The organism is Methylobacterium gossipiicola (assembly GCF_900113485.1).
Lineage (GTDB): Bacteria > Pseudomonadota > Alphaproteobacteria > Rhizobiales > Beijerinckiaceae > Methylobacterium > Methylobacterium gossipiicola.
Genome location: NZ_FOPM01000003.1, coordinates 145063 through 161761 on the forward strand (window position 1 = coordinate 145063; position 16699 = coordinate 161761).

12 protein-coding genes are annotated in these 16699 nt (G+C 70.4%); 4 read left to right on the plus strand and 8 right to left on the minus strand.

All coding sequences use genetic code 11. The features are described from left to right. Positions 1-11: 11 nt before the first annotated feature. Together BM249_RS03760 and BM249_RS03765 are read right to left on the minus strand one after the other, a co-directional pair. Positions 12-2966, minus strand: a complete 2955-nt coding sequence (locus BM249_RS03760) for a glycosyltransferase (protein ID WP_091969150.1) — start codon at positions 2964-2966, stop codon at positions 12-14. Between the two features lie 81 nt (positions 2967-3047). Continuing rightward, positions 3048-4121 (minus strand): HD-GYP domain-containing protein, encoded by a 1074-nt coding sequence (locus BM249_RS03765; protein ID WP_244528574.1) that lies wholly within the window; start codon positions 4119-4121, stop codon positions 3048-3050. Positions 4122-4346: 225 nt separating this feature from the next. Between BM249_RS03765 and BM249_RS03770 the strand changes: the two genes are divergently transcribed. The 4 genes from BM249_RS03770 to BM249_RS03785 all read left to right on the plus strand — a co-directional run bounded on the left by BM249_RS03770 (position 4347) and on the right by BM249_RS03785 (position 7231). After that, entirely contained in the window at positions 4347-4709 is a 363-nt protein-coding gene (locus BM249_RS03770; protein ID WP_091969155.1) for a DUF2293 domain-containing protein, read from the plus strand. A gap of 133 nt (positions 4710-4842) precedes the next feature. Then, positions 4843-5388 carry a hypothetical protein gene (locus BM249_RS03775; protein ID WP_091969156.1) on the plus strand — a complete coding sequence of 182 codons (546 nt, stop codon included), beginning with the start codon at positions 4843-4845 and terminating at the stop codon, positions 5386-5388. A gap of 70 nt (positions 5389-5458) precedes the next feature. After that, positions 5459-6394 carry a penicillin-insensitive murein endopeptidase gene (gene mepA / locus BM249_RS03780; RefSeq protein ID WP_425284787.1) on the plus strand — a complete coding sequence of 312 codons (936 nt, stop codon included), beginning with the start codon at positions 5459-5461 and terminating at the stop codon, positions 6392-6394. A 66-nt stretch (positions 6395-6460) separates the two neighbouring features. Further along, positions 6461-7231, plus strand: a complete 771-nt coding sequence (locus BM249_RS03785) for an endonuclease/exonuclease/phosphatase family protein (protein WP_091969158.1) — start codon at positions 6461-6463, stop codon at positions 7229-7231. 65 nt (positions 7232-7296) lie between these two features. On the opposite strand, the gene BM249_RS03790 is transcribed toward BM249_RS03785, so the two are convergent. The 6 genes from BM249_RS03790 to rnhA all read right to left on the minus strand — a co-directional run bounded on the left by BM249_RS03790 (position 7297) and on the right by rnhA (position 16648). Beyond that, positions 7297-8760, minus strand: a complete 1464-nt coding sequence (locus tag BM249_RS03790) for a phospholipase D-like domain-containing protein (RefSeq protein WP_091969159.1) — start codon at positions 8758-8760, stop codon at positions 7297-7299. 147 nt (positions 8761-8907) lie between these two features. Further along, positions 8908-13752 (minus strand): NAD-glutamate dehydrogenase, encoded by a 4845-nt coding sequence (locus BM249_RS03795; RefSeq protein ID WP_091969160.1) that lies wholly within the window; start codon positions 13750-13752, stop codon positions 8908-8910. Positions 13753-13967: 215 nt separating this feature from the next. After that, complete coding sequence (locus tag BM249_RS21120; protein WP_143103673.1) at positions 13968-14168, minus strand: hypothetical protein; 201 nt, start codon at positions 14166-14168, stop codon at positions 13968-13970. A gap of 186 nt (positions 14169-14354) precedes the next feature. Next, positions 14355-15140, minus strand: coding sequence for a YfdX family protein (locus BM249_RS03805; protein ID WP_091969162.1), 786 nt, complete (start codon positions 15138-15140; stop codon positions 14355-14357). A 153-nt stretch (positions 15141-15293) separates the two neighbouring features. Continuing rightward, positions 15294-15884 (minus strand): DNA-3-methyladenine glycosylase, encoded by a 591-nt coding sequence (locus tag BM249_RS03810; protein ID WP_425284786.1) that lies wholly within the window; start codon positions 15882-15884, stop codon positions 15294-15296. Beyond that, the gene (gene rnhA, locus BM249_RS03815) at positions 15881-16648 is read right to left on the minus strand and encodes a ribonuclease HI (protein ID WP_091969163.1); all 768 of its coding nucleotides are present in this window, start codon (positions 16646-16648) and stop codon (positions 15881-15883) included. Before rnhA ends, BM249_RS03810 begins: the two co-directional genes overlap by 4 nt. Between the last annotated feature and the right edge of the window lie 51 nt (positions 16649-16699).

The window sequence follows — 16699 nt, forward strand, 5'->3', positions numbered from 1 at the left end:
CGGTGATGTCCTTAGGCTTGAAAGGTCGGGCCGGGCGAGACCGGCGCCGCCGTAGCGGGTAACCGCCCGCTCTTAAGCCCGGCGTCGAGAGAATAATAGTCGCGCAGAAGGGATGAATAGCTGGCAAAATGATTGGTCTCTGATCCTTGTCGGGGGAAAGTGTCCGGATGGTCGAGGGAGAGCAGCACGTCGTTGAGGCGCCCCGGATCGTTGGCGAGGGCCGGATCGAGGCGGTTGTCCATGCCGAGGGCCCGTAGGCGCTCGGCCGGCGCGCCGAGGTCGAACACCGCGACGGGCAGGCCCGAGACGAGGGCGATGGACAGGGTGTAGCAGTAGGTTTCCGGCCAGATCGACGGGATCAGGATCAGGTCGATCGCGTGGCATTCGAGGAGGGCCAGGGCTTCGGCGTTGTCGGCATAGCGACCCGTCTCCACGACGCCCATGGCGGCCATCTTCTCGGGGATGTCCGAATGGCCGATGATCGTGAAGGCGAGGTCGAGGCCGCGCCGACGGGCATCGCGGGCGAGGGCATGGATCACGTCCGCGCCCTTGTGAGCGCCGATTGCGCCGAGCACGCCGATCCGGCGGACGGGTCCGCCGCGTGGGGCGCGGGGCGGCAGGGGCTCGGGCAGTTCCTCCTCGTGGGGCAGGACCGTGATGGCGAGCGGACCGAACAGGGCGTCGATGCGGGTCGCCGTATCGTGTGACGGCGCCAGGATCCGGTCGGCCGCGCGGTAGAAGGCGGCGTGGCGCGCCATCCGGTCGAGACCCGGCCGGGCTTCGGCGCAATCGCAATCGGCGCAGGGGCGCCCGCCGGGCAGGCCACAATAGATCCCCTCCCGGGTCACGAGGTGGTTGCGTAGGCAGACGCTCGAATAGTCGTGCAGGGTCACGACGGTTCGGCCGGGCGCTGCCTCGATGAGATCCATCAGGGCGGATGTCGCCGTCGCATCGAGGCCATAGAATGAGTGGACGTGGGTGAAGAGTGGCCCGAGCCAGTCGAGGAACCGCGCGACGATGCGGTAATCGTCGAGCACCGACAGGGTGCGCAGGTTCGGCAGGTAGGGGCCGTCCGCGCCGAACAGGCCGAGGCCGATGCCCGCCCCATCCGTGATCGTGAGGGTGACGACGCGGACTCCCTCGTCCGTGAGACGCCGGGCGAGATGATCGGCGTGGACGGAGGCCCCCCCACCCTTCGCGTGGACGACGAAGACGGCGGTGCGGGGGCCGGCCGCCCGCGCGAGGCGGTAGAGGTCGAGGGCGAGCCGCACGTCGGCGGCTGGATCGGCGGCGACGAAGCGCTCGATACGCAGGGTGTAGTCCGGGTGCTTGGCCAGCAGCGCGGCTTGGCCTTGCGTGTATTCGGAATCGTAGACGTCCGAGAACGAGATCTTGCCCGAGTGGTAGACGAAAACGTCCGCCGCGAGGATGTTGCGCCCGCCCGCCTTGAGGACGCGCAGGCAGTAATCGTTCTCCTCGCCGTAGCCCTTGCCGAACGCCTCCGCGTCGAGGGGGCCGAGTTCGGCGATGAGGGATCCACGCATGTAGAAGCAGAACCCAACGCCCGTCGGCACCTCGACCCAGCGGCCGGGATTGGCCGCCGCCGCCGCCGCGTCGAGGGCGCGGGGCGAAAGTTCGAGGGCCACGGTGTTATTGCGGTCGGAATCCGGATAGCTGCAGATCGTGGCGTTGTTGGAGAACGGGGTGATCGTGCCGATTGAGGGATCGCGCGTCGCGTGGGCCAGCAGGCGGTCGATCCAGTCGCCGAACACGATGGTATCGCTGTTCAGTAGGATCACATCCCGCGCGCCCGTCAACTCCAGGGCCCGGTTGATGGTGCCGACGAAGCCGAGGTTCTGCGGGTTCTCATAGTAGGTGAACAGGTCCCGCGCCGCGAGGGCGCGCAGGTCCGCCGTCAGACGCGGATCGGGGCTGGAATCGTTGAGGACCAGGAGGGCGAACGGCGCGACCTGGGACTCCGTCAGCACCGCGTGAAGGGTGCGCAGGGTCTCGTCGTAGCCTTTGTAGACGGGCACCACCACGACGACCCTGGCGGCCTCGATGGTGGCGGCCGCCGTCACGCCGTACCAATCGGCGGCTTCGGGCGCCTTCGTCGGCGGCCATTTGGCATCGCCGAGGGGATTGGGCTTGCGTCCCTCCGCCCGGCCGAACCGCAGATAGTGGAAGAACGGGTTGGTGCCCCCGAGCGCAAGATCGGGGTTCGTGCGGACGTAATAGGAGGTCCAGAACAACTCCGTCGGGTCGCGGCCTTCCTTCCAGCCATGGCTGGCGTAATGGGCGACAGGGTCGACGCCCGACGCGGCGACGTCGGCGTAGCTCGCCCGGTAATGCGCCGCATCGAAATATGGCCGGATCGCCGCGATGACTTCGGAAAGCGGCGTCCGATCACCGTGGGCCTGTGCGAAATCCGGCATCGGCGTCGTTGAGACGTAGTGATAGAACGGGCTGAGGTTCAGCAGGCGAACGTGGGGATTCGCCTGGAGGTAGGTCGTCCCGTCGAAGTCCGGGCGCGGGTCGAGGCCGCGCCGCCAGCCGGACGCGAGATAGTCGAGGAGCGCCGTCTCCGGATCGACGAGGCCCGTGAGCGACCCGTAATGCCGGGCATCGAAATACGGGCGGACGACCTCGGCCTGGACGGCGTGGAACGCCTCGGGCGTCGCCGGCCGCGTCGTGCGGCTCGCCCGTGCCGCGCCCGCCTCGGCATGAGCTTCGAGGGGATTGCGCGTCAGTCCGGCGGTCTTGAGGTACTTGTCCTTGTAGTACAGCGTCGAGAAGTCGGGGGCCGGATCACGGCCTTCGCGGAACCCATGTCTGAGATAATGATCTAGGGGGCCGCCGCCGTAATCGCCGACATCGGGGTATTGCGTGGTGTAGTATTCGGCGTCGAACAGTTTTCGGATGCGGCGTGAGCGTATCGAGAAAAGAGAATACGCTTTCGATTTCATGGCGTACTATGATCCTCCCCCGGCCGGCTGCTCGTACGCGGTCGCGGTCCGATCGGTCAACCCGTGCTTCAGCGGGCCGGATCAAGCCACCGGCGTCTGGGTCAGGGGCAGGACCACGGCGCTGCGGTAGGCGCGCAGGAGGTCGGTGTCGAGCTTTTCCCCCATGTCCCGCATGATCTCGTGGGCCGCCTCGTGGGGGAGGGGATTGCGGTAGGCCCGCCGTTCGGTGAGGGCGGAATGGATGTCGCAGATGGTGACGAGGCGCACCAGATCGGGGATTTCCGTCCCCGACAGGCCGTCCGGATAGCCGCTGCCGTCGAGCATCTCGTGGTGGTGGCGCACCACCGCGAGCAGGGTCGGGTCGAAGGTGCCCTGGTCTTCGAGGAGATCGGCGCCCACGGATGGATGGGTCCGCATCACCGCCATCTCGTCGGCGGTCAGGCGGTCGGGCTTGTTCAGGATCGCCAGGGGAATCCGTGACTTGCCGATGTCGTGCAGCAAGGCCGCGCGCGCGAGATTCATCTGGTCGGCCCGCGCGAGCGACAGGCCCGCGCCGAAGGCGGCGGCATAGCCGGCGACGCTGAGGGAATGCTGGTAGAGCTGCTGGTCGTAGCGGCCGATGATCTCGAGCCAGGTGCGGATGCCGTATTCGGACACGGCTTCGAGGATCGCCTCCGTGCCGGCCTCGACGGCGGCGAGGGACAGGGGGGCGCCGCGCCGGGCCGCATCGAACGCCTCGGTGACGGAGTGATTGGCCGTTTCGGCCTTGGTGCCAACCTGGATTCTGCGTCGGTCGGCCTCGTCGAAGCGGCGCTCCCGGCCGGCCTCGATGCCGTCCATGAGATCGAAGACCGCCGCCAGGACGGTCATGCGGGGGGCGTTCGCGGGCAGGAACCGGGTTGGCGGGCGTGTCGTGACGGGGCGCGGGGCGAGTTGGAGGCTCGGGACCCGCAAGCCGTGCAGGCGCGTGAGCCAAGTGGTCGCCGCGGCTTCATCTTCCGTGACGTCCACCACCGCCAGGAACGGGCGCTGCGCCGGCATCTCGGATCCGGACGCGATCTGCCGACAGGTGACGACGGTGCCGATTGCCCGCACCAGTGGGGCGGCCTGTTCCGGGCGGTCCGAGATGACGAGAACGGAGGCTTCCTGAATCACGTGTGCGTCCGTTCGCGATGGCGCACGGTTCCGTCCCGAAATGGGCGAACTGCCGCCTTGATCGATATCATTATCGAACGCTTTACTACAAAACATTTCATGCGCCCCGGGCCAAGCGAAGGCCGCGCCAGGGCCGGTCGGGGGCCGGTCGCCCGTCCGGCCCCGGTTCTTGTTCCCTCTCCGCGGGCGTGCCACACGCCCCGGGCAGGCGGAGGAGCGACGCCGATGGGGAAGCGGAACGTCACGGGGAACGCCCCGTTGAACCGGCGCGAGATGGTGGCCGCCGCCCTCCTGCGCCTCGCGCCGCGTCTGCCCGATTTCGAGGCGGGGGTGGCCCTCGACCGGGCCCTCGCGAGCCCCGGACTGCGTGGGGCGGCCCCCGAGACGGCGGCTTGGCTCTCCCTCGTGGCCTATGCCCGTCACGTCTTCACCGAGTACGACGCCCTCCTGGATGACGGCTACGACCGCGAGAGTGCCCGCCATTTCGTGCGCGACGATCTCAATGCGGCCCTTGGCGCCTGGGGTGTGCGCCGACAGATCTCCGATGCGGACACCGACGCTCCGAACGGGGCCGACGATCCGTTCTGAAATCGGCCACGATGCCGTGGGACGAAAGCCCCCTCGCGGAGGCGGTCGCCGCCGCCGGCTCGGCCCGACACCGAACGGAAAGGACGTCCATGACGACCAGAACCCAGCCCCGTCGCATGGTCGCGGTTTCGTGATGCGGGTGCGCGCCCTCGCGGCCGTCGCCGCCCTGTTTCTCATATCGGGGGCCAGGGCCCAGGAGCCGGCCCGCTCCGCCGAAGCCGTGCCGGAATCCACCGATCCGGCGATCTGTACGGGGTTCGACTGGCCGCTCCTGCGCGAGCAGGCGTGGTTCGCTGCCCCGAATCTGCCCCGCCTGGAGAGTGGGGGGGCCCTGTCGGCCGGAATGCCCGGCGCCGTCCTGAAGCTGAAGCCGCAGGCCGACTTGGTGCCGCCGTTCCAGCCGACGCGGGAGCCCAAGCCCGGAACCTATGGCGGCGTCCTCACCGTGCCGGCCCCGGTCACGCCGGGCCTGTATCAAGTCACCCTCTCGGCTAAGGCCTGGGTCGATGTCAGCCAGGACGGAACGACACCGCGCCCGCCCCTCGCGCATACCGCCCAGCATGGATGCCGAGGCCTTGCCAAGAGCGTCCGGTTCCAGCTCGGGACGGCCCCCCTCGTCGTGGTGGTGAGCGGCGCCCGCGCCGACACCATCCGCATCGCCGTCGCCCCGGCCGAATAGGTCGCGCGACGGTCCCCGATCGGTTAGCCTCGCCCGATCCTCGATTGCCCCCGTGCCTGGAGCCTAAGCCCTGTCCCTCCGCCGGTTCCCTCGCCCGATCCCCGTCGCAGCTCTCGCGCTCCTCGCCCTCGGTTCGGCCGTCCAGGCCCAGGACCGGGGCACCCTCGACCCGAAGCCCCTGCCGCCGCTGGCCGACCCGGACGCCCCTGGCACCCCCGCCAAGGCCCTGTTCGGTCGCGCGACCTCGCCCGCGCCCGGGCCGGCCCACGCCTACGGCTCCTATGCCAAGGGGTGCTTCTCGGGTGGCGAGGCCCTGGCCGCCGACGGGCCGACCTGGCAGGTGATGCGCCTGTCGCGCAACCGGATGTGGGGCACCCCGCCCCTGGTGGATTTCCTCGAGCGGCTCGCCGCCCAGGCCCCGCGCGTCGGTTGGCCCGGTCTCCTCGTCGGCGACATGTCGCAGCCGCGCGGCGGTCCGATGCTCACGGGGCACGCCTCGCACCAACTCGGCCTCGATGCCGACATCTGGCTGACCCCCATGCCGGATCATCGCATGAGCCGGCGCGAGCGCGAGGAGACCTCCGCCACCGACGTCGTGCGCGCCGACCGCCTCGACATCGATCCCCGTGTCTGGACGCCCGAGCACCTGAAGCTCATCCGCCTCACGGCGAAGCAGCCCGAGGTGACGCGCCTGTTCGTGAACCCGGCGATCAAGAAGGCCCTGTGCCGCGAGGCGGGGGGCGACCGGGCCTGGCTCTCGAAGGTGAGGCCCATGTACGGGCACAATTATCATTACCACATCCGCCTCGCCTGCCCGGCGGGCCAGGATCAGTGCGACGATCAGGCCCCGCCCCCCGGCGGTGACGGCTGCGGCGAGGAACTCGCCTACTGGTTCAGCGACGCGGTGCTCCATCCGCCGAAACCGACGAAGCCCCCGAAGCTCAAGCCGCCGATGACCATGGCGGCCCTGCCGGCCGCCTGCCGCGCGGTGCTCAAGGCGCGTTGACCCCTCGGGGGGCGACGATGGGGGGACGGCCTTCCCAAAGCCCCGCTTCGTCCCACTTAAGGCGCCATGCTGAACGATCGCCGTCTCGCGTTGCGAGCCCTGCGCCGCCCCGATCCCCAGACCCCGGCGGTCGACCGGCCTGGGCAAAAAAAAATCCTGAGTTGGAACCTCCTGCGGCGCACGGGCGCCAACGTCGCCGCCCTCGCGGCCCTGATCGACCGCGAAAAGCCCGATCTCGTGCTGATGCAGGAGGCCACGAAGGAGATCGCCGGCCTCCGGGACCGCCTCGGGGGCGATTACGCCTGGGTGCCCCTGCCGGGGCGCATCCACGGCCCCGCCCTGTGGAGCCCGACGCCGTTCCTCGCGCCCCCGACCGTCGTTGAGCTACCGTCCGGGGCCATGTTCGATCGGGTCTGCCAGATCCTCGATCTCGGCGATTTCGGGGTCGCTAACGTCCACCTGTCCCATGGCCAGATGCTGAACCGGCGCCAGTTGCGCCGCATCGCCGAGCACCTGCCCGAGTGCGCGGCGGTGATCGGCGATTACAACCTCGTCGGCCCGCCCCTGCTCGCCGGGTTCCGCGATGTCGGTCCGCGCCTGCCGACCCATGCCATGGGCCGCATCGTTCCCTTACGCCTCGACCGTTGCCTCGTGCGTGGCCTGACCTGCCACGCCTCCGCCGTGCTTCCGCGCGGCCCCTCCGATCACCGCCCCATCGTCGTCGCACTCGCCCCGACGCCGTTCATCGCCCGGCGCCCCGAGGAGACGCGCTCCGGCAATCGGCTCGATCGCTTCGCCCTGCGAATCTCGGCCTCGCTCAAGCGCCGCGTCGGCTGAGGGGCAATGTCGGGCTTAAGCCCGACACCCGCTCGACAAGGATGATCCCTCCGCAAACCCAATGGTCACAAATAGGGGAGGGCGAGGCGGACGGCGGCGTCGCGCAGCCGGATGGGCAGGGGGCGGGCGGTCAGGTCGCCGAGCGTCAGGCGCTCTTCCATCTTCGCCCGCATGATGGCGTCGAGGGCCTGGGCGAGGCCGGCATCGTAGAACTCGACATTGACCTCGAAGTTGAGGCGGAAGCTGCGCATGTCCCAGTTCGCCGAGCCGACGAAGCACCACGTCCCGTCGACGACGAGGATCTTCGAATGGTCGAAGGGCGGGGCGTCGAGCCAGATTCGGACGCCGCTGCGCAGGAGCGGTTCGACATGGGCCCGCGTCGCCCAGTCGACGAAGCGGTGGTCGCTCACCTTCGGGATGATGACGTCGACCTGGATGCCCCGGCTCGCGGCGAGGCCGAGGGCGCCCGTGAGGATCTCGTTGGGAAGGAAGTAGGGCGTCGACAGGCGGATGCTGTGTCGTGCGCAGGCCACGGCCTGGAAGACCGCGAGTTCGATCTTGCGCAGGTCGGCGTCCGGCCCCGAGGTCACCACCCGCGCCGGGACGGTGCCGGCGGGGGACAGGCTTGGGAACCACGTCTCGCCCGTGAGGTCCTCGCCCGAGACGAAGATCCAGTCGCTGGCGAAGGCGGCGGCCAGTTGGTCCACCACCGGGCCGACGATGCGGAAATGGGTGTCGCGGATCGGATGCGGCGGGTTCTCGGCGACGCGGTTGTCCTCCGCGATGTTGAGGCCGCCCGTGAAGGCGATGCGGCCGTCGAGGATCAGCAGCTTCTTGTGCGAGCGCATGTTCAGGAACGGCATCCGCCACGGCAGGGCGGAGTGCATGAACCGGCCCACCGGAACGCCGGCCTGCTGCAGGCGCCGGGTGATGCCGGCCCGGAAATAGCCGCCGCCGATGCCGTCGATGATGACCCGGACGGCGACGCCACGGGCGTGGGCCGCCGCCAGGGCGTCGCAGAAGGCCCGGCCCGTGGCGTCGTCGCGGAAGATGTAGCTCGACAGGGCGACGGAGGTTTGCGCCGCCGCGATGGCTTCGAGCATCACCGGGTAGGCGGCGTCGCCGTTGCGGAACAGCGTCACGGCGTTGCCTGGCCGCAGGGGCAGGTGGGTGATCCGCCGCACGGCGTGGTCGAGGGGGCGGAAGGCTTCCGGCAGGGTCTCGGGCAGGGGCGGCGGCGTCAGGGCGTCATCGGGCGAGCGGGCGGCGCCGGCGCTCTGGGTCGGGCGAATGCGCAGCTTGTGCGCCCGGCGCGTGACCCGGTTGATGCCGAACAGGGCGTAGAGGCCGGACCCGAACAGGGGCGAGAGCCAGGCGAGGCCGATCCAGCCGATGGCGCCCCCGACCTCGCGCTTGCGCAGGAGCACGTGCATGGTCACGACGACGGAGAGGCCGAGCCCGAGGAGCGCGAACACTTCGGAGCGGATCGACAGCAATTGGCCGATCCAACTCAACAGAGCCTGTTCCAACGCCGCTCCTCACCTCGCCCGTGGCCGGCTTGATACGGGAAACGACGCCCCGCCCCAAGCGCGCTTCACAGGTCCCCGCAAAACTCCCGACCCTGGACGGTTTTCGTTTCGAGGCCGACGGTGCGACGGGAGTTGTGCGAGCGACACTCAGGCCCGGGCGAGATCGCCGAGCAGGCTCGCCGCCACCGTCGCCTTCGAGACCGTCAGTCCCGAGTCGGCGATGGCCTCCACGGCCGTGCGAATGCGGCTGAGTGCCGGCCCCCGCGCCGTGATCCAGGCTTCGACGGCCTCCGGACCGTCACCGACATCGGACACCACCTCCGCCGTGAGGCGGCGGTGGGCCGTGGAGATGCCCGACACCGCCCGCTCCAGGGCGACGCGGTCGAAGGTGTCGTTCACCGGGACTTTGCGGGCGTCGGCCACGAGGCTGTCGAGGCGGAAATGGTGGCCGAGGGCGAAATGCGTCGCCGCGATCCCCGCCACGGGGCGCCCGCCATCCTCGGCCACCCGGACGATGTCGGGGCCGGCGGAGAGAAACGCCAGGGAAGCGAGGCGCCGGGCGGCGTCGGGGGCGAGGCCGTAGCCCGTCAATTCCGCCTGCCGGGCGTCGAGGGCCTGCATCGCTTGCGCGTCGAGCACCTCCGGCAGGGCGGCCATCACGGCGGCGATGCCGTCGCGGTAGCGCGCCACCAGGGGCGCGATGTTGCCCGAGAGGTCGAGGTTGCGGATGAACCAGACGATGCGCCCGATCAGCAGATCCTGCACGTCGGCATAGAGGTCGAGCTGGGCTTGGCCCGGCACGGCGCCGGCGAGGTCGTCGATGGCGAGGTTCAGCTCCATCAGGCCGAAGGCGTCGCGGGTCACCGCGTAGGCTTTCGCGATAGCGGCCGCATCCGCCCCGGTCTCGTCGATGAGGCGGGTGACCAGCGAGGGGCCGCCCCGGTTGACGATGATGTTGGAGAGCGCCGTGGCGATGATCTCCCGGCGCAGGCGATGACCCTTCACGGCGTCGGGGAACTGCTTGCGCAGGGCTTGGGGGAAGTAGCGCTGCAGTTCGCGGTCGAAATACGGGTCGTTCGGCACCGGACTCGCGAGGATCGCGTCGTAGAGCGAGAGTTTCGCGTAGGCGAGGAGCACGGCGTATTCGGGCCGGGTCAGGCCCTCGCCCCGGCGCAGGCGTTCGGCGATGGCGGCATCGTCGGGCAGGAACTCCACCGCCCGGTCGAGGCGGCCCTCGGCTTCGAGGGCTTGCAGGGTCCGCACCGCGAAGGCCGTCTCGCCGACGCCCCGGCGCTGGGCCAGGGACAGGGCCAGGGTCTGGAGTTCGTTGTTGCGCAGCACGAGGGCCGCGACCTCGTCGGTCATGCCGACCAGGAGGGCGTTGCGGGCGGCGGCGTCGAGGCGTCCGTCGCGTTCGGGGCCCATCAGGGCGATCTTGATGTTCACCTCGACGTCGGAGGTGTTCACCCCGGCGGAATTGTCGATGGCATCGGTGTTGAGGCGCACGCCCGCGCGCGCCGCCTCGATGCGGCCGCGCTGGGTCAGGCCGAGATTGGCGCCTTCGCCCACCACCTTGGCGCGCACGCCCGAGCCGGTGATGCGGATGGCGTCGTTGGCCCGGTCGCCCACCTCCTCGTCGGTCTCGGACCCGGCGCGGATGTAGGTGCCGATGCCGCCGAACCACAGGAGATCGACGGGGGCCTTCAGGATCGCCTGCATCACCTCGGCCGGCGTCGCCTCGTTCTGCGGGAGGCCGAGCACCGCCTGAATCTCCGGCGACAGGGGAACGGTCTTCAGGCTGCGGGAGAAGACGCCGCCGCCCCGCGAGATCAGGGATGCGTCGTAATCGCGCCAGCTCGACCGTGGCAGATCGAACAGGCGCCGCCGCTCTGCGAAGCTCGCCGCCGGATCGGGGGTGGGGTCGAGGAAGATATCGCGGTGGTCGAAGGCCGCGACGAGCTTCAGGCTGCGCGACAGCAGCATGCCGTTGCCGAACACGTCGCCCGACATGTCGCCGACCCCCGCCACGGTGACGGGGTCGGCCTGCACGTCGACGTCCATCTCGCGGAAATGGCGCTTGACCGCTTCCCAGGCGCCGCGCGCGGTGATGCCCATGCGCTTGTGGTCGTAGCCCTGGCTGCCGCCCGACGCGAAGGCGTCGCCGAGCCAGTGGCCGCGCTCCAGGGAGAGGGCATTGGCGACGTCCGAGAAGGTGGCGGTGCCCTTGTCGGCCGCCACCACGAGGTAGGCGTCGTCGGGGTCGTGCCGCACGGTGTCGGCGGGCGGGCGGATCGCGTCGTCGACGATGTTATCCGTGAGGTCGAGGAGCGTACGGATGAAGACCCGGTAGCTCTCGGTGCCCTCCGCGAGCCACGCCTCGCGGTCGGAGGCCGGCGGCAGGCGCTTGGGGAAGAACCCGCCCTTGGCGCCCACGGGCACGATGACGGCGTTCTTGACCTGCTGGGCCTTCACCAGCCCGAGGATCTCGGTCCGGAAATCCTCCGGCCGGTCGGACCAGCGCAGGCCGCCGCGCGCCACGTAGCCGTAGCGCAGGTGCATACCCTCGAGGCGCGGCGCGTAGACGAAGATCTCGAAGAACGGACGCGGCAAGGGCATGCCGCTCACCTTGGCGCAGGCGAACTTGAACGCGATGGTCTCGCGCGGGGCCCCGTCCTCGCGGCTCTGGAAGAAGTTGGTCCGGACGGCGGCTTCGACGAGGTTGATGAAGCGGCGCAGGATCCGGTCCTCGTCGAGGCTGGTGACGCTGGACAGCGCCGTCTCGATCTCGGTCCGGATGGCGGCCTCGCGCGTCGCGCGGTCTTCCACGGCCGGATCGAAGCGGGCGTGGAACAGGGCGACGATGCGGGCGGCGATGGCAGGGTGCTGGGCGAGGGTGGCGGCGAGGTAGCCCTGGCCGTAGCGGACCCGGAGCTGGCGCAGGTAGCGGCCGAGGCCGCGCAGGAGGGCGACGTCGCGCCAGCCGAGGTCGGCTTCGAGCACGAGGCGGTTGTAGCCGTCGGATTCCGCCTCCCCCGCCGCGATGGCGAGGAGGGCGGACTCCAGGGGGGCTTCCAGCCGGTCCCGGTCGATGGCCGCCCCCGTGGCCCGCGCCAGCAGCATGTCGTGGAGCCAAACCTGGGCCGCCTCCGGCCCCTCGCCGAGGCGGATGCGGTAGGTCCGCTCGTTGATCACCCGGAAGCCGAGGTTCTCGAGGGCCGGTACCCGGTCCGACAGGGACACGGCGGCGCCGCGTGAAAACACCTTGAGGCGGATCTGATGGGCCTGATCGCTGTCGCGGCGGCCGATATCGACGGCGCGCGGGCGGGCTTCGCTCAAGGATTCGAGGATGGCGATGTCGGCGATGGCGGCTTGAGGCGTGAAGTTCTCCCGGTAGGCGGCCGAGAACGCGTCCGCGTAACGGGCGGCGAGGGCGCGGGCCTCCCGGCCGGGTCGCGCCTCGGCCAGGGCCAAGCGCAGGTCGTCGCCCCAGTTCCGCACCAGGGCGCCGATCTCGGCCTCGAGGCGGGCGGGATCGGGCTCCGGCGCCCGGCCTTCGGACAGGCCGCCGATGATGTAGTGGGTCCGGGCAAGGGAGCCTTCGGGGAAATCGGGATAGGCCGCCGAGAGCCGGCCGCCATAGGTCCGGGCGAGGTGGAGGCCGATGCGGGTGCGGACCCCGGAATCGTAGCGGTCCTTCGGCACGTAGACGAGGAGGGAGACGAAGCGGCCGAAGCGGTCGAGGCGGGGCAGGACCCGGATGCGCGGCCGTTCGGCGAGGCTGCCGATGGCCAGGGTGAAGCGGTAAAGGCGGTCGGTCTCGATCTGGAACAGGTCGTCCCTTGGGTAGGTCTCCAGCACGTTGAGAAGGCTGCGCCCGGCATGGCTCGTCGGGTCGAGGCCGGCGCAGGCGACGACGGCGGCGACCTTTTCCCGCAGGTACGGGACGTCCCGGGCCAGGGCCGTGTCGGCGCTCGCCGTGAACAGGCCGACGAGGCGCACCTCGCCCGCGAGGCGCCCGTCTTGCGCGAACAGCTTGATCCCGACGTAATCGAGATGGCCCGCACGATGTACCCGCGACCGGATGCTCGATTTGGTGACCAAGAGGGCCTGGGGACCTTCGAGGAAGGCGCGGATCTCCGGCGTGTCGTCGGCGACGGCCTGGCCGCCGCGCAGGACCTCCACGGCGGGATCGCGCAGCACGCCGAGGCTCGCCCCCGGCACCGCCGCGTGTCCGTCTTCGGCCAGCGCATATTCGCGCAAGCCCAGGAGCGTGAAATGGCCGTCGCGCAACCATGCGAGGAAGGCGTGGGCCTCCGCCACCTCGGCCGCCGGCAGGGACGGGCGCCCGGCCCCGTACTGCTCCGTCAGGTCGGCGAGGCGCGCCTCCATGGCGTCGTGATCGTCGGTGACCCGGGCGACGTCGCGGAACACGCGGGCGAGGCCGGCTTCCAGGCGGTCGCGGGCCTCGCCCGCATCGAGGCGGTCGAGATGGAGGTGGATGAAGCTCTCGCGGCCGAGGGCGCCCTGCATGTCCGCCGTGGTCTCGCCGACCACGCGCACGAGGCCGCCATCGGCATCGCGCTCGACGCCGAGGATCGGGTGGGCGACGAGGTGGGGGGTAAGGCCCTGCTCGGTCAGTTCCGCGAGGGCGGAGGCGAGGAGGAACGGCCGGTTGTCGTTCACCACCTCGACCACGGTGAGTTCGCGGGGACGCCCGTCGCGGTCCACCGTCAGGTCGGAGAGGCGCAGGTCGCAGGGCGTGCCGGGACGACGGGGGGCGGCGAGGTGCTGGCGGGCCGCGAGGGCGAGGTCGGCGAGGGCTTCCGGCGGGTAGGGCGCCAGATCCTCCGGCGGGACGCGCCCGAACAGATCGCGGACGAAACCGCCGGGCCCATCGCGGCGGTCGACGAGACTGGCCGCCGCATTGAGGCGATCGTTCCGGATGGATCGTGCCTCGGCGCTCGCCAGGACGGTTGCGGCTTCGCTGTCCATAGGTCTCGATCCCTCCGTCTCCGCACACCCGTTCCCGCCCGATGGTGGAGCTCGTGCGGTGAGGCCGTGCGGCCCGGCTGCGACCGGGGGCGGGATGATGCGCAGGGTTGGAAGACCGTTTCAATCAGCCCCCGTATCCACCGATGCGGGGCGGGTGACGCCCCTGCCAAGCTGTCATCGAGCCGGCGGTGGACCGCCTCCGGATCGAGGAAGCCTCAGGAGCGATGCTTGAGGTGCTGCCACTCGAAGAAGCCGAAGGCGAACGCGCAGGCGACGCCCATCATGATGAAACTCCAGCCCCAATCACCGGGGACCTGGCCATCGAAGGGATGGCCGACGAGGCCGGAGGTCAGGGCCACCCCGAAGCCCGTCAGGGCGGCCGAACACAGAACACCGAGCGTCAGGACGTTGAACATGGGACGGGTCCCTTGGAATGGGCGGAGGCAGCCGTGAGGTTCGATCCGATGGCCCTCCTCGCGCCGGGGATCGAGGTGGATGCCTCGCTGGAGAAACGTGAGGGCGGGCAACAGGAAGGTTGGAGCCGCGCGGTCTCGATGATCCGGCGGCCGCGTCGCTTGCGCGGGCGCCGGATCATGGCGGGCTCAGTGCGCGGGCTTCTGCGTCTGGCCCGAGCTCGCCGTGGCGACGGGGGCCGCCTTCGCGGACGCGGCGTCGGCCTTCGCCTTGTCGGGGACGCCGATGGCATCCACCATGGTGAAGCGGATGCCGTCCTCGGCCTTCTTCAGCACGGCGTTGGCCTCGTAGTACTTGCCCTGGCCGATGAGGCTCGCGGCCTGATCCACGTCGGCGGTGGTCTGGGCCAGGGGCACGACCGCCATGGTGAAGTTCACGTCGATGCCAGCGAGCTTGAGCTTGTCGACGGCGGCCTTCTGGTCACCCTTCTCGAGGCTCTTGTTGGCATCCGTCACGGCGGCCGCCTTGGTGGGCGTGGCGACGAAATCCTCACCCAGGGTCAATTGCCCGTCGATGGGGAGCCAGGCCACCGGCTGCGTGCTGGGAGCCGCTTTCGCTGATGCGGTGGCGGCGGCCTGCGTAGGCTTGGTCGCCGCCGGAGCCTTGAGATCCGCCTCGGCCTTGGTGAACAGGGTCTCGTCGGTCTTGGCCTTGGTCAAGGCTTCCTGCGCCTTCCGGATGTCCGCCTTGGCCTGATCGGGCGCCGCGTCGAAGATGGCGATCCGGGCCAGATGCAGATCGCGGAAGGCCTGCGCCCCGTCCTTCGAGAGTTTGCCGACATCCCGGTCCACGACCCGCTGGGCGGCCGGGATTTCGGGAGTCCCCAAAGACTTGGCCTGCTCGTTCGCGAGAGCCGCGCCGCCGATCATCGTCGTGGCGACCAGGGTAAGAGCAAGAGTTCTTGTTTTGAGCATGACGACACCTGTTCTCGACATAGCATCACCATCCGGTAAGCTCAGGTCTTGGTCGGTTTCGGCCTATAGCCTGTTCTTGCCTTGGTGATTTGAGAACGTCCGGTCATCTCCGCGAGTTTCATTAAAGTTCGGCAAGGATTCCGTAAGGTCCGTCTATGCGTCGGCCCGTCCCTTGGCGCGGGCGCGAGGGACCGGCCGGCTGACGAAGCGCGAGCCCGCGACGAGGAAGCGCCACGGCGTCTCGACGGCGCGGGTGAGGCCGATGCGGCGGTCTGCGACCACGGAGCCGTCGGGCGTGCCGAGGCTCAAGGCGAACGGGGGGCGGTCGAGGAGGAGGCCGTCTTCCGCGTCCGTCACGCCCAGGGCCTGGCAAAGGCGGCCCGGCCCGGCGCAGAGGCGGCGGGGATCGTCGAGGCCGCGCCGGGCCGCCATGGCGGCGAGGTCGTGGCGCGGTTCGAGGGCCCGGATCAGCACGGCGCTGCCGGGCTGGCAGACGAGGTTGAGGCACCAGTGCAGCCCGTAGGAGCGGTAGACGTAGGCGTGTCCGGCCGGACCGAACATGCTGGCGTTGCGACGGGTCGGCCCCGCGAAGCTGTGGGAGGCGGGGTCGGTCCGGTCGTAGGCTTCCGTTTCGACGATGGGGCCGCCGACGCCGTGGATTCGGAGATCGCAGCCGACGAGTTCGCGCGCGACGAGCGCCGCTGGACGGTCGAAGAAGCCCGCCGGCAGCGCGGGGCCGGTCACGGCGACGGGGTGCCCTTCGCCGCCGCGTGGGCGCGGGCGAAGTCCTCCGGGCCGAGGTGCAGGGCGACGCGGATCGCCGCCTCGACATAGGCCGGGGCGGTGAGGCCGGCGGCCTTGGCGGCGCGGGCGATCTCCGGGCCGAGGGCGAGGTCGACGGGGACCTGCGTCGTGCGCGGTGCGGTGGCGAAGCCGGCCGCGAGGGCCGCCGTTCCCTTGAGGCGGGCGGGGGCGGGAGCGGTCGGGGCCGATGCGGCCGAGTCCGGCGCCGGGCTTGACGCCGTCAGCGAGACCGTGGCGGCGGGAACCGCTCCGGCGGGAGCCGCCCCGACAGGGGCCGCCAGGGCCTCGCGGCGACCCTGGGCGGCGAGGCGGTCGGCCCGCTCGTTGCCGATCTCGCCCGTATGGCCGCGCACCCAGGTCCAGCGCACGTCGCGCTTGGCCGCCAGGGCGTCGAGGCTCTGCATGAGGTCAACGTTCTTGACCGGGCCGGTGCTCGTGCGCCAGCCCTTGGCCTTCCAGCCCTTCATCCATTCCGTCACCGACTTGATGACGTACTGGCTGTCACACCGCATCTCGATGGCCGCGCCCTCGGGGAAATGCGCGAGGGCGTTGATGGCGGCGGTCAATTCCATGCGGTTGTTGGTGGTGGAGCGCTCGCCGCCGCACAACTCGACGGTGCCGGTCTCGGCCCGGATGACGACGCCCCAGCCGCCGGGGCCGGGATTGGGGTCGCATCCTCCGTCGGCGTAGACGATGGTTCGCATGGGGGAGACTCGATCCGTGGGGCGTCTGTTTGGGGCGCCGCCCATAGCACG